The 14,520-nt window shown below is 44.1% G+C and carries 11 protein-coding genes and 1 rRNA gene; 5 read left to right on the top strand and 7 right to left on the bottom strand.

All coding sequences use genetic code 11. The features are described 5' to 3' along the window. Positions 1-1,065: an MFS transporter gene (locus tag GO493_RS30220; protein ID WP_157309979.1), complete on the bottom strand. Its 1,065-nt coding sequence runs from the start codon at positions 1,063-1,065 to the stop codon at positions 1-3. A 470-nt stretch (positions 1,066-1,535) separates the two neighbouring features. Between GO493_RS30220 and GO493_RS30225 the strand changes: the two genes are divergently transcribed. Both GO493_RS30225 and GO493_RS30230 read left to right on the top strand, forming a co-directional pair. Then, the gene (locus tag GO493_RS30225) at positions 1,536-3,035 is read left to right on the top strand and encodes an MFS transporter (protein WP_157309980.1); all 1,500 of its coding nucleotides are present in this window, start codon (positions 1,536-1,538) and stop codon (positions 3,033-3,035) included. After that, the gene (locus tag GO493_RS30230; protein WP_157309981.1) at positions 3,032-4,225 is read left to right on the top strand and encodes a winged helix-turn-helix domain-containing protein; all 1,194 of its coding nucleotides are present in this window, start codon (positions 3,032-3,034) and stop codon (positions 4,223-4,225) included. Before GO493_RS30225 ends, GO493_RS30230 begins: the two co-directional genes overlap by 4 nt. A 9-nt stretch (positions 4,226-4,234) precedes the next feature. Here GO493_RS30230 and mnmE read toward each other — a convergent pair whose 3' ends face one another. From mnmE to GO493_RS30255, 5 genes are all read right to left on the bottom strand, one after another. Further along, a complete protein-coding gene (gene mnmE / locus GO493_RS30235; protein ID WP_157309982.1) occupies positions 4,235-5,620 on the bottom strand; it encodes a tRNA uridine-5-carboxymethylaminomethyl(34) synthesis GTPase MnmE in 1,386 nt (461 codons plus the stop codon). A gap of 101 nt (positions 5,621-5,721) precedes the next feature. Beyond that, on the bottom strand, positions 5,722-6,561 hold the full coding sequence (locus tag GO493_RS31295; protein ID WP_157309983.1) for an energy transducer TonB: 840 nt from the start codon (positions 6,559-6,561) through the stop codon (positions 5,722-5,724). Between the two features lie 46 nt (positions 6,562-6,607). Then, positions 6,608-7,207 (bottom strand): ExbD/TolR family protein, encoded by a 600-nt coding sequence (locus GO493_RS30245; protein WP_157309984.1) that lies wholly within the window; start codon positions 7,205-7,207, stop codon positions 6,608-6,610. Between the two features lie 67 nt (positions 7,208-7,274). Beyond that, on the bottom strand, positions 7,275-7,928 hold the full coding sequence (locus tag GO493_RS30250) for an ExbD/TolR family protein (protein WP_157309985.1): 654 nt from the start codon (positions 7,926-7,928) through the stop codon (positions 7,275-7,277). A gap of 71 nt (positions 7,929-7,999) precedes the next feature. Continuing rightward, positions 8,000-8,860, bottom strand: coding sequence for a MotA/TolQ/ExbB proton channel family protein (locus tag GO493_RS30255; RefSeq protein ID WP_157309986.1), 861 nt, complete (start codon positions 8,858-8,860; stop codon positions 8,000-8,002). 734 nt (positions 8,861-9,594) lie between these two features. Here GO493_RS30255 and GO493_RS30260 point away from each other — a divergent pair. The 3 genes from GO493_RS30260 (at position 9,595) to GO493_RS30270 (ending at position 14,163) form a co-directional block, all read left to right on the top strand. Further along, the gene (locus GO493_RS30260) at positions 9,595-12,147 is read left to right on the top strand and encodes a zinc-dependent metalloprotease (RefSeq protein ID WP_157309987.1); all 2,553 of its coding nucleotides are present in this window, start codon (positions 9,595-9,597) and stop codon (positions 12,145-12,147) included. Positions 12,148-12,307: 160 nt separating this feature from the next. Beyond that, on the top strand, positions 12,308-13,330 hold the full coding sequence (locus GO493_RS30265; protein WP_157309988.1) for a LacI family DNA-binding transcriptional regulator: 1,023 nt from the start codon (positions 12,308-12,310) through the stop codon (positions 13,328-13,330). A 20-nt stretch (positions 13,331-13,350) separates the two neighbouring features. Further along, a complete protein-coding gene (locus GO493_RS30270; protein WP_157309989.1) occupies positions 13,351-14,163 on the top strand; it encodes a hypothetical protein in 813 nt (270 codons plus the stop codon). A 64-nt stretch (positions 14,164-14,227) separates the two neighbouring features. Here the strand turns inward: GO493_RS30270 and rrf are convergent. Continuing rightward, positions 14,228-14,339: ribosomal RNA gene (rrf, locus tag GO493_RS30275) — 5S ribosomal RNA — on the bottom strand. Positions 14,340-14,520 lie beyond the last annotated feature (181 nt).

Genomic DNA, 14,520 nt, shown 5'->3' on the forward strand with positions numbered 1-14,520 from the left:
TTATCCGAAAAATTTACCACTTGCTTCACGGGCTTTGAGATGTGCCTTTGCCAGCGCCGATCTTTTACCTTCAGGGCTCAGGTCAAGATGAGAAGAACCATCTTCCAGTGTAAAGTCAAAACCCAGTTCTTTTGTTACTGTCTTCAGATCGTCCACATGCATTTGCGTAGTGAAAGGCTTATGTGTATGCGGACATATTGCCATGCCTCTCTTCTCTCCTTCCTTCTTATACAGATGAGCACCGATCTGAGCAGGCCGCTGTATGATGTGGAAGAATTTTCCAAAAGGGATCCATATTAAAAACAGGATAACGGTTACGGCATGCGTTACAGCCATAAACTCGTAGGTCATGCCTTTGAGAAATTCATAATCGTACGTTAGTCCCAGGCCAGTAACTGAAATACCTATCAGCAGGATCAGCGGCAGCCAGTCGCCTTCAAAGGTCTGGGTAGCTATCTGCCCGGCGTGGGTTAACCGCCGGCGCATAAATAACAGGCAGCCGATAATTACCAGCCAGGAACACCAGTTAAGTATATGGAAAATGAAAAATGCTATCCACGATCCCAGTTTAAATTCCATTACTTTAAAACCGAAAAGATGTGCTTCATAATAGTTGGTATCTGCAGGATTGATGCTGGTAGCCGGGTTCATAGTGAAATGTATCCAGCCCAGGGTGAGCGGAATAGTAACGGAGAATGCCATTAAACAACCTGTTGCCAGCAGGAAATGTCCCCACCATCTTGTCTTTCCGCGAGGGTAAATAAACCGTTGGAAAGCTATGTTGCGAACAAGTTTTTGAACTGACAGTCCTGCATATTCCAGGAAACTTTTTGAAAAAAGTAACTGCCATCCCCGTTTGAAGTACATCCAGGTTGGTGGTCTTTGCAACCATACGCAGTAACGATAGATGATACCAAACAAAGCAAATACGGTCCCGAATAAATAAGCAATTAAAGCTGCATCGAAATTCTGCAGCTTACGGGAACCATAGAATACCATTGCTACTGTTAAAACACAGCAACATAAAGCAATGAGGAAAGCTTTTTTGTTGAGTTGGAATTTCATACCAGACTATGGGTTGTCTAAAAAGGAACCGGCAATACCACCTGAAAGATGTCTGTTATTTCCCGATACAGTCTGCAGCATTCAAATCAGGTGATTTACAGTAAATTACGGATTTTTTTAGTATAATGCATATGATCTCAATCATATAGCCAGTCCGTTTTTTTCTATAATGTGCGCTCTGAAACTGCTCAATAAAATTGTTTTTGCCGGAGGCGAAAACAATTTTACTGAGAGAAGGATCTGGGCCTGCGGCCGGCTGAGAATTTAAACATGCCTGTAAGCGGTTTTACAGCGTGTAGTTTGTACGTGCGGCAGATAAAAGTTTAAGCATGTCTGTGAAGAACCTTTATGACGGAGTTGGCATGTACGTCAGATAAAAGTTTAAGCGTCCCCGTAAAGAACTTTTGCAGAACCAGATCTTGTTTCCCAATCATCATTATAAAACATATTTACCGGTCAAACTCTATGTTATGAACACCGCACCTCTTTCAACCGCACACCGTATCCTCTTTTTCAACACCCTTGCATTTATTGTTTGCTTTGCCGGCTGGATGCTGAATGGTGTATTAGTAACTTACCTTGTAGATGCCGGTATTTTCGACTGGGGCCTGGTAGAAGTTGGCTGGCTGCTGGGAGTTCCCGTACTCACAGGCTCGCTGATGCGTTTGCCCGTTGGTATACTTACTGATCGTATAGGCGGCAAATGGGTGTTCATCGCCTTATTGCTGGGATGTTCTGTACCTATGTTCCTTTTGTCAAAAGCCAACAGTTACGGCGCTTTTTTAACACTGAGCTTTTTCTTCGGATTATTAGGTACCAGCTTTTCCATAGGCGTTGGGTTTACATCTGTATGGTATCCTAAGAACTGGCAAGGCAGGGCATTGGGATTGTTCGGACTGGGCACAATTGGTTCCGCTCTTACTACCATGCTGGCCCCGTCCTTATTAAAGACATTCACTCACAATGGCGCTAATCCCGAAGGATGGCGTCAGTTACCCGTTATCTATGCTGTTGCTTTAGCTGCTATCGGCGTTCTTTTTCTTCTGTTCACCCAGAATAAAAAGCCTGAATCATCAGACAAAACCTTACTTACATTATTGCGGCCTTTAAAAAACGTACGGGTGTGGAGGTTTGGTTTGTATTATTTCCTGGCCTTTGGCTGTTTCGTTACTTTCTCACAGTGGCTGTTACCCTACTTTGTGAACGTCTATAATGTTAACCTGATCACTGCCGGCTTTCTGGCTTCTGCCTTTAGCTTGCCCGTAGGTATTTTCAGGGCCGTAGGCGGATGGCTTTCTGATAAGTATGGTGCGCGAAAAGTAATGTATTGGGTGCTGGGCAGTTCCATGGTACTGAGCTTCCTGCTTATTATTCCCCGTATGGAAATATATTCTCCCGGCACAGGTATTATGGCAACACAGGCAGGTACGGTCACCCTGGTTGCAGATTCAGTTATACAGGTAGATGAAAAGCAATATCCTGTTTTGCAAAAGAGTCATAAATTTGACCATGTAGACAGAAAAGCAATGATACTGCCGGCAAAGGATGTGTGGCAGGAACCTATTGTAAAGCAGGGTGATCAGGTAGTAAAAAAACAATTGCTGGCACAGGGTACCACTATGATATTCTTCAAAGCCAACATGTGGGTATTTGTAGTTATCACTATCTTAATAGGCGCCTGCTGGGGTATTGGCACAGCTGCTGTCTTTAAATACATACCGGAGTATTTCCCTAAGGAAATCGGCGCTGTTGGAGGCATGGTAGGTATGATAGGCGGGCTGGGAGGCTTCGTAGGGCCTATCCTGTTTGGTTACCTGTTAAACGTAACCGGGTTGTGGACAAGCTCCTGGATGTTTGTATGTCTGTTATCCTGCGTCTGTGTAATATGGATGCATGAGGTTATTACCAATATGATGAAAAAAGAAGCGCCGCATCTGGCAGATAAGTTTGAAAAAATACCGCAAGGATGAACCAGTTTGTCATTACTAAACAACAGGCCAGAAAAATTATCCTCCATGCGGCAGGATTATCTAAACCCGCACAGTTCGGGAAGGGCCGCGAGGCGGTTTATAAACTTATAGACCACCTGGGCTTTGTCCAGATAGATACCAATTATGTTGTTGAAAGGGCGCATCATCATTCCATTGCAGCCCGTGTGCCCGACTATAAACCCGAATGGCTTGGAGAGCTGCAGGCGGATGGAAGGATATTCGAATTCTTCACCTCAGATGCCGGGTATCTTCCCATGCATAACTTCCGCTATTCACTGAATGTGAAACAAGCCTTTTCTGCCGGCAGAAAGCCCCTCACCCAACCGGAGATCAATCTTATGAATAAGGTCCTGGACAGGATTGCACGTGAAGGACCGCTGATGGTGAAGGATTTTGAAAATGACCGGCAGGAGCCCAGCGCCGGCTGGTGGGACTGGCGGCCATCTAAAGTAGCGCTGGAAAGATTGTACCTGGATGGCAAATTAATGGTTACGCGTACAAAAGAGTTTCTGAAAGTATATGACCTGTCCAGGAATTTAATCCCTGATGATGTTGATACCACTCTGCCCACACCGGAAGAATTTGCGAGGCATGTTATACAGCGGGAGCTAAAGGCCCTGGGCATTGCCTATGCAAAAGAAGTAGCCTGGCGCAGCCGTCATTTGAAGAATAATTTAGTGAAAAAGGAACTGGAAAAACTTGTAGAAGAAGGTGAAGTGTATAGTGTTCAGATCGAAGGCGTTAAAACTGCTCCGCTCTACATGTTACCCGCTTATAAAAACAAAAAGATCCAGTTGTCTGATGACGTATTCATTCTTTCCCCGTTCGATGTATTGAATGTTTTCCGGCATCGTCTGAGAGATTTCTTTGACTTCGAGTACCAGATAGAATGTTTTGTTCCTGAGCCCAAACGGAAGTATGGATATTTCTCATTACCCGTACTGGCTGGCGATACTTTTGTAGCCAGGATGGATTCTAAAGCAGATCGGAAACAAAGGGTGCTGATTATCCACAATCTTCACTTTGAGCCTGTGGAATTAAGTAAGCCGATGATCGCTAAGATTATTGATGCGATTCAGGCATTTGCTAAATTCAACCAGTGTCTGGATGTTGTTATTAAAAAATCGAACAACAGGCAGTACTTAAAAGCTATTAAGGAAGGGCTTTGATAAAATGGGCTATTTACCGATACAGAATTTACTAAATATAAAATCCAGCTGATCTTCATTGGTGATCTGTCCTGTAATTTCGCCCAGGTAGTGTAAGCAACGCCTGATATCGAGCGAAAGAAGATCGCCGGGGAGTTGGTTGTCAAGCCCCTGTTTTACGTCATTTAAGGCATTCAGGACTTCCTGGAGGGCAGCATAATGGCGGGCGTTGGTGATAATGGTATTTTCCGTGCTGATATCGCCACTCATTACTTTCTGAACAAGCCTGTCTTTCAGTTCCTGTACATGTTCATGCAGTTTGGCAGAGATAAAGAGAATGCCTGATATTCCTTCAAATTTCCTGTAAGCTGCTTCTATTCCAGCTATATCAGTCTTATTACCAACCAGCAGGTATTCAACGCCTTCCTTTTCAAAAGTGGCGATCTGCGTCTGCAGGTCGTTCTGCGAGGTTTCATTGACATCGAAGAGATAGAGTACCACTCCTGCTTCTTTGATCTTCTCCAATGTTTTCTGCACGCCTATGCTCTCTATCGTATCTTTGCTATCACGGATACCTGCGGTATCTATCAGTCTGAAGAGAACGCCCTGGATGTTCAGGATTTCTTCAATGGTATCTCTGGTAGTGCCTGCTATATCGCTTACAATAGCCCTGTTTTCGTTTAACAGGGTATTGAGCAGGGTTGATTTACCTGCATTGGGTTTACCTACTATTGCAGTATTTACACCATTCTTGATCACGTTACCCACCCGGAATGAATCTACCAGGTGTTTCACTACTTCTGTTGCTTCACTGATGAGCTGGTATAATTTAGTACGGTCCGCAAATTCCACATCTTCCTGGCTGAAGTCCAGCTCCAGTTCAATAAGGGCAGAGAAGCTGATCAGCTGTTCTCTCAGGGAATACAGTTCTTTGGAGAAGCCACCTCTCATTTGCTGCATGGCTGTCTGGTGACTGGCGGCGGAGTTGCTCGCAATGAGGTCTGCTACAGATTCTGCCTGGGTCAGGTCCAGTTTTCCGTTGAGGAAGGCTCTCAAAGTGAATTCTCCGGGTTTGGCCATGCGGGCGCCGGTCTGAATACAGGCATCTATGATCTGTTGCTGGATGTAGGGAGACCCATGACAGGATATTTCAACAACATCTTCCCCTGTGTAGGATTTAGGTGCTTTGTACAGGCTTACTACTACTTCGTCTATTGCTTTGCCGCTGGCTACGATATTTCCGAAGTGGAGGGTATGGCCGGGTTGTTTGTGCAGGTCTTTGGAGGGGAAGAGTTTATTACAGATGTCAATTGCCTGTGTACCGTTTAAGCGGATTACGGCAATGGCGCCGATTCCTGGTGCGGTTGCCAGTGCAACGATAGTATCGTCATATCCTGTGAGGTTGTTACCGAGCATAAATCTGTAATTCAGGCAGCAAGATAGTTAATAAATAAAAAAGACGCAGTCCCGGCGTGGCCGGGACTGCGTCTTTAAAAAACCAAAATATCCTTTATCTGCTACTCTTGTAAAGTAAAGCGGATTGGCAGGTTGAACTGTACAGACACCTGACGGCCGTTCTGTTTACCAGCTTTCCATTTAGGCATGATCTTCACCACGCGAACTGCTTCTTCTTCCAGGCCACCACCTTTTGCAGCACCAACGGTTTTAACGTCTTTGATGTTACCTTCAGAGTCTACTACGAACTGTACGAACACAGTACCGGAGATAGCATTCTCCTGCGCAACGCGAGGATAGTGAATGTTCTTGCTCAGGAACTTAGCCAGCGCTTCTTCACCACCGGGGAAGGTAGGCGGCTGTTCTACGAATGTAAAGATCTCTTCTTTCGGAGGAGGAGGAGGAGCTTCTACCACCCCTGTACCTTTGCTGTCTTCCAGTAATCCCGGATCGATACCGTTAGGATCGCCTTCTACAGTTTTAGTACTGATGGCTTTGTTCTCGATCTCTTTGATCTTTGGTGGCACCTCATCTTCAGGTACTTCTTCATCCTTCTTGATAACAGGAGGAGTGAACTGTACTGAAGGCTTCACCGGAGGGGGTGGAGCAGGAGGAGGTGGTGGTGGAGGTGGAGTTTTCGGATCGTCCGGAAGCTTCACGTCCTCCATCTTTATCTGTTCGATGACAGGTGCTTTATTGGGATTATCCCTTTCTCTCTGTATTATGTAATTATTGATAGCATAACCTGCGATGACACATACCATCAGGATAGCGCTACCTATTACGGCGTTGCGCACCCTTTTGTCGTACTGTCGTCTGAGGTCATAAGCCCCATATTCCTTATTCCTGTTTTCGAACAGGATGTCAAGAAAATCGGACTTTAAAATTTTAGCGGTATCCATTGTTTCAATTTTATAAGATGGATGCAAAAAGTCAATTATTCCTCAATTACCTGGAGCCACCGCCGCCGCTGTTAGCTGCTTCAGTTTGTTTGATCCAGGTTTTATCCTGATCGCTGATATCAACTGTAGCATAACGCTGAATGCGGTTTATGGCCATTTCGTCGAGTATATCAACGAAGTTCTTGTATGTAGAGCCATCATCAGCTTTAATGATAACTACCACATCTTCAGGCTCACCTTTTGCATTTCTCAATTTAGAAACCTCATCGCGCTTTTTAATAATTACGTCACGAATGCCGTCTTTGTTGGCAAAAGTGGTTGCTTTGAAAAAATTCGGATCGGCTGAGGCATTTGGATCCTGTGCCAGACCTTCGTAGTAATATACTCGTTTATCTTTTCCAAGCAGTATTGTGAGGGCAGTGCTTTCCTTTACCTTGTTCTGCTCTTTCTCATCTTTAGTATCCTTCGGCATGATCAAGTCCATAGTCTTGGGCTTGCTCATGGTGGTAGTCAACATAAAGAAGGTAATCAGCAGAAAGCCCAGGTCCACCATCGGAGTCATGTCTACGCGTGTAGACTGCTTTTTGGATTTCGTTCCCTGGTGTTTGCCTTTCCCGCCACTACTGCTGGTATCCATTTCTGCCATAGTAGCTCTTTTTTAAAGTTTTAAATAGCAACTCAACGCCGCAGCATTGCCTGCTGTTTACTTAAAATTACTCTTCTCCGCCTTCACCACGGGCTTCAGCAGCTGCTGTTCCCGGAGGTGGAGCTTCCAGGTTTGTAACAAGGTTCAGCTTCTGTATCTTTTTATCCTTAAAGGTGTCAAGAATATCCTTGATCTTAGGATAAGGCGTATCGTTATCCGCCTTTATACAGTACTGTAATCTTGGGTTACCACCCTGTGCTGATCTGGCGTACTCTATCCATACAGCTACTTCATTGTTGGCAGAATCTGTAGGGATACCAGTTTCAAGACCACCTTTTTTGCGTTCTTCCGGTTTCACGGAAAGATAGTTTTTCAGGTTCTTGATCTCAGTACCAACGCTGGCGCCAATGATGAAGTTATTCTTTTCTTTGGGAGTCAGCCCGAGGTGGTACTGCTGATCCAGGTCCTCGATGAGTTTTTGTCTCTTAGGCTGACCATCCATACTGAAGAATACTCTGCCATCCTTATCAATTGTCAGCATGATCACATCTGAATCCGGCAGCAATTTAGTATTGATGGAAGACGGAGTAACTACAGTTACCGGTTCGTCCGGTTTAAATTTAGTAGCCAGCATGAAGAAAGTGAGCAGCAAGAAAGCCACGTCACACATCGCGGTCATATCAACCAGCGTGCTCTTCCTGGGCATTTTAACTTTAGGCATCTTTACTCCTTTTTTGGTTTACTTTATATAGATTCAAATCTGCTGATTTTCCATACAAATAATCAAAAAGATTATTTGTGGTTAGCAGCGAAGCTCTGTGTTAAAGTAAAACCAGACTCATCGATTGCATAGGTGATACTGTCGATGTTGGTAGTGAAGAAGTTATACATGATGATAGCGATAGCGGAAGTACCGATACCCAGAGCGGTATTGATCAACGCTTCAGAGATACCTAACGCCAGTTTAGAGGAATCAGGAGCGCCGGAAGCAGACATCGCAGAGAAGGATTTGATCATACCCAATACTGTACCGAACAGACCCAGCAGGGTAGCAACCGAAGCGATAGTAGACAGGAACACCAGGTTCTTTTCCATCATTGGCAGTTCCAGCGCTGTAGTTTCTTCGATCTCGTTCTTGATAGTCAGGATCTTCTGTTCAGTATCCAGTTCTGTGTTGGTGATCATTTCTTTGTACTTTTTCAGACCAGCTTTCAGTACGTTACCTACAGAACCTTTCTGTTTGTCACACTCAGCCAGAGCAGCGTCTACATTCTTGTTAGCCAGGTGATACTGCACTTTTCTTACCAGCTCTGCACCGCTGAATTTACCTTTAGCTTTAGAGATATAAAGGAAACGCTCGATCACGAAAGTGATACAGATCAGTAATACAGAAATAAGAATAGGTACGATAACACCACCCTGATAGATAGTCGCAAACCATTTTCCTATACCTTCCTCAACCGGATGTGAGCCCTCGCCTTTGATACCTCCCTGGAAGTTAGCAGGATTACCTAAAACGAAAATATAGAACAGGATACCTATCAGTATACAAATAGGTACAGCCAACAATGCAAATACGTTGGATGATTTTTTAGGTTGATGAGAAGTCGCTTTGGCAGAAGCTGCAGTCACAGTTGTTTTAGTCTCAGCCATGTTGATTGAATTTTAGTGTTAAAGATTAAACTATTGTTTTTTGTTATTTCTGCAATATAAATACGTGATTCGCAAAGTTATACGGTTGACTTAAAAAAACAAGTGCAGCTCAAAAATTCTCACAAAATTTAACGAACCTCACAAAGCCCGCCAGCAGCCGGCTTTTCGACCTTTTTATTGAGCATACACTTAACATTAAATGCAACCTGAATCAAAACTGGGTCACTCTCCCCTTATGATTACTATTCTTAGAACCTGAAATTTATTGATTTTTTTCAAAGTTGGACGCACAATTTAAGAATTTTTTTAAATGTTCCAACAGAAATTTTATCCTGTATTTTTTCCTCTATTCCGGCTACCAATCACACTTTCCGTCGTTTCATCCTCTTTATTATGCTTTTACAATGTTGCACTGTCACAGCATTTAAGATAACTGTTTATCCTTCCCCAACGTGGATTCTAAGCATCACCAACTGTTCAAAGCGTTAATAGTACAGGCATTACTGCGGTTTAACCACCCTGTAATATAAGCATAAAAGCCACCATATCAACAAAATTATTCATAAACTATTGCTATAATGCTGGTTTCCCCGGTACACTGTCCCTTCCCTATAATCCATTCCTACAGCTTTTCAGGCGTTTATGGAATTCCCCGATAAGTTACTGCTTAATATGTTTATTTTCGCCTGCCTCCCTAAAAAAACAGGTTAAAACCAACCTTCATAATAAATACCATGAACAAAAAACTAATCCGTACTCTTGCTTTTACCGGTATCAGTGCGATGGTATTGAACGTCACGATCAACCAAACTGCTATCGCACAACGGAAGAAAAAGAACGATCAACCCGCCGCAGCAAAAGACTCTACCTTACGCCCACCCTTACCTGTAAAGAACGGGGCCAAGACAGCGCCCAAAAAATTCAGCGAGGTGGTTACCGCCTCCGCCAAAGCTGACTCCGGGCTGTTCAACATTTATAAACAGGATGACAAGGTTTTCTTCGAGATACCAGATTCCCTCCTGGGAAGGGACATCCTGGTAGTAAATCGCATTTCAAAATCAGCCGCCGGCCTCCGGGCATCAATGATGGGATACAGTGGTGATGAAATCGGGGAAAATGTGATCCGGTTTGAGAAAGGTCCTAACAACCGCATTTTCCTGAAGAATATTTCTTACTCAGAAATATCAAAAGATTCTTCACAACCAATGTTTAATGCTGTGATGAATTCCAATATACAACCCATTGCAGCAGCATTTGACATCAGGGCCTACTCAGATAAGGAGAACAGCAGTGTGATCGATCTTACAGAGTATATCCAGGGAGATAACGATGTATTCTTCTTTGATCCTTCTGTAAAATCCAGCCTCAAACTTGGCTCTGTACAACAGGATAAATCCTACATCATAGATGTGAAATCATATCCTATCAATACAGAGATCAAGACCGTCAAAACATATTCAAGGAGCGGAGGTCCCGCCGGGCCAGGTATGCCTGCCCAGGGCGGCAATGCAACACTGGAACTGAACTCTTCCATGATCCTGCTGCCGGCAGTGCCTATGCGATCCCGCTACTTTGATCCGCGGGTAGGTTATTTTACAGCTTCTGTAACGGACTTTGATATTGATCCGCAGGGTGTTAAAAGGCTTTCCATGATCACCCGCTGGCGACTGGAACCCAAACCGGAAGATCTTGAGAAATATAAGAGAGGAGAACTGGTAGAACCAATTAAACCGATCATCTTTTACATTGATCCTGCCACACCTAAAAAGTGGATCCCCTACCTTATATCAGGAGTGAACGACTGGCAATCCGCTTTTGAAAAAGCCGGCTTCAAAAACGCGATCGTAGCCAAACTGGCCCCTACACGCGAACAGGACTCTACCTGGAGCCTTGAGGATGCGCGCTTCTCTGCAATTGTATATAAACCATCCGATATACCTAATGCCAGTGGCCCTCACGTACATGATCCCCGTTCAGGTGAAATACTGGAGAGTCATATTAACTGGTATCATAATGTTATGCGCCTGCTGCGTATGTGGTACTTTGTACAATGCGCACCTAATGATGCCCGCGCCAGGAAAATGAAGTTTGACGATGAGCTGATGGGCGAGCTTATCAGGTTTGTATCTTCCCATGAGGTTGGCCATACACTCGGTTTACGTCATAATTTCGGCTCCAGCTCCACATATCCCGTAGAAAAGCTGAGAGATAAGGAATGGGTGAAAGAGAACGGACATGCTGCCTCCATTATGGATTATGCCCGTTTCAATTATATTGCTCAACCGGGAGACGGCATAACAGGAGCAGATCTGTACCCGCGCATCAATTACTATGATAAATGGGCAATAGAATGGGGATACCGCCAGATCTCCGGTGCCAATAATCCTGAAGATGAAAAAGCTACGCTGAATAAGTGGACGGTTGAAAAGCTGAAGGATAAAAAGTACTGGTTCGGTAATGAAATGAATCAGAACGACCCGCGGTCACAGAATGAAGACCTTGGGGATAATGCAATGAAAGCGAGCGACTATGGCATCAGGAACCTGCAACGTATCATTCCCAACCTGCTGGCATGGACTAAGGAAGACAATGAAGGATATGCCAACCTCTCAGAGCTTTACCGTGAGGTGAACACCCAGTTTGGACGTTATATGGGACATGTTGCCAAAAACATTGGCGGTATCTATGAAACACCGAAAACGGTAGAGCAGGAAGGCGCAATATATGAAGCAGTTCCCAAAGCCATTCAACAGGAGGCTGTCCAGTTCCTTAACAAAGAGCTTTTCACCACTCCCAAATGGCTGCTGAACAAAGATATTCTTGCCCGTACAGGCGATAATGCCACCACTATTATCAGCTCACGGCAGACTCCTGTACTGGACCGCATAGTGAGCACGAATACGCTGAATAAACTGATCAACAATGAAGCCAATGAGGGCGGCACTACCTACCAGGCCAGCGCTTTACTGAATGATCTTAAAAAAGGCATATTCAGCGAACTGTATTCACACCAGGCAATCGATGTATATCGCCGCAACCTGCAGAAGTCATATGTACAACATCTGCAGACGTTGCTTTCAGTACCGGAAACGACTAATCTTAGTATGGTAATGGGCTATCGTCCGCTGGACCCTACCCTGACTGATATCAGCAGTATTGCCCGTGCACACCTGGTGTCTTTACGCACTGACATCAAGGCCGCAGCAGTAGCAGCCCCTGACAATATCAGCCGTTATCACCTGCTGGACCTGACCGAAAGGATCAATGACATCCTGGACCCGAAATAGTGTCCTGATATATTTTTTTATTCATGCGAAGAGCGTCCGGGGATACCCTGAGACGCTCTTCTTATTTAGGCTTTATATCTAAAGCTATGAAAGTAATGATGTTAGTCAATATAAATATTACTCAATATATTCTTATATTTATACACTGAACCTCAAAAATGTGAAAGAACGCACTACCAAAATTACTATCTACGATATAGCAAGGGTGCTCAATTTATCTGCTTCCACGGTATCGAGAGCTTTACAGAATAATAAGCTCATTAACCAGGAAACACGTGAAAAGGTACGCCAGACAGCTACTGAAATGGGTTATGTTCCAAACTGGATAGCATCCAGTTTGAGGAAGAAACGTTCCAATATCATAGGACTGATCGTTCCCCGTACCTCTATGTATTTTCAGAGTACTGCCATCAGCGGTATACAGCATGAAGCCCACCGCTATGGGTTCAGTATTGTGATTGGTCAGTCGGACGATACAGTAGAAATGGAAAAAGAGCTGGTCAACACTTTCTTTTCCCTCCGTGTTGATGGCTTACTGGCAGTTTCCTCTATGTTCACCACATCTTTCGAGCATTTCTCTCCCTTTGTGAAGAATAATATTCCTATTGTATTCTATGACCGTGTGCCTGCCGATTTTGAGGGATATACAATTACAGGGGATGATTTCAGGGGTGGTTACCTGGCAACAGAACACCTGATAAAACAAGGCTGCAGGCATATTGCTTTATTCTCGGGTATCCTTACCTGTAACCTTTACCAGCAAAGACTAAGGGGACATAAAGCAGCACTGGCCAAATACGGGCTGCCTTTTGATGAAAGCCTTATGTATGTAAACAACCTTACTTCGGATGCTGCAACTGTTGCTTCAAGGGAATTGCTGGCAAAGGATCCGCTGCCTGATGGACTGTTTGCTGCCAATGATACCTCTGCAGTTGCCTTTATCCAGGAAGCCAAGCGGCAGCAGGTGCGTATTCCGGAACAGATCAAAGTTGTGGGATATTCCAATGACCAGTCGTCCCGCATCGTTACTCCTGCACTGACAACAATAGAGCAGTCCGGTTATAAAATGGGACAAAAAGCGATAGATACTATCATTAAGCTGATCAACTATGGAGATACTATGAAATTACCGAAGCACTTTGTTTTCCCGGTTGAACTTATACCACGGGATTCAAGTATGTGATACTATAAACCTACAATGTTATGGAATGCAAATTTACCTTGTTCGTATGTACTGGCAGCCTGTTGCTGCTATCTGCCTGTAACAACCACATCTATGTACCTAATACCGTTAACGAGCCACTGCTGAAGGAAAAACATGAATTCAAGGGAAGTGTCTCTCCCTCCAATTTCCAGGCTGCTTTTGCATTGACGAAGAACGTCGCTATTATGGCCAACGGGCAATATGTTTATCCGCTGGTCACCACCAAAGAGGAGGATGACCTGGACCTTTTTACTGACGATGATACCCGCGGCGGTGTAATTGAAGGCGCCCTGGGTTTCTTTCAACCGTTAGATACCAAAAAACGTATGGTCTTTGACGTTTATGCGGGATATGGCAACGGCAGTTTCAAAACGCTGAGCAGTAATTATGACAATGCCACCAATCCGGTAGTAAATGATTATTTGCTGAGAACACATTTCAATAAATACTTCATTCAACCTGGTATAGGTTTATCACATCCTGTTATTGAGGCAGCCTTTACTTCCAGGTTCACCCTGCTGAATTTTTATAGTTTATATGCCGGTAGTAAGGCTTTTGAGAATGATCCTGACAGGAAGGCCAATTACATGAGATTAGGTGCTAAAACACTTCCGTTCTTTGAGCCTGCGTTCACTTTCCGTGTGGGGTATAAATATGTAAAGTGCCAGATGCAGTTACAATTTTCTGCTTTGCTGAATGATGAGAAATACAGTGGTTATGATATCAATGAATATTTCCAGCCGGTAGCATTTAATATGGGCGTTTCCGTGAATATTGCCCATTGGTATGATGATTTCAGGAAGAGGAGATAATCAGATCAAAAGGGTATAAAATAAAAAAGCTCCGAGACTTAACGTCCGGAGCTTTTTCAAATAAATATGGCAGCTACCTACTCTCCCGCATGATAGTGCAGTACCATCGGCCATGAGGGGCTTAACTTCTCTGTTCGGAATGGGAAGAGGTGAACACCCTCGGCAAAACCACCATAAGATCTTTAATATATGATCTTCTGTGTTCCGGCAACACTATTGCAGCGTTGTTGATTCCTGTGACCCGGAGCACGCAATAACTTACATATTGGGATGTTATAACACTATTTACAAAATAAAATTAAAGCTTACGGGCAATTAGTACTACTCGGCTTCGATGTTACCACCCTTACACCTGTA

The sequence above is a fragment of the Chitinophaga tropicalis genome, assembly GCF_009758205.1.
Taxonomy (GTDB): Bacteria; Bacteroidota; Bacteroidia; order Chitinophagales; family Chitinophagaceae; genus Chitinophaga; species Chitinophaga tropicalis.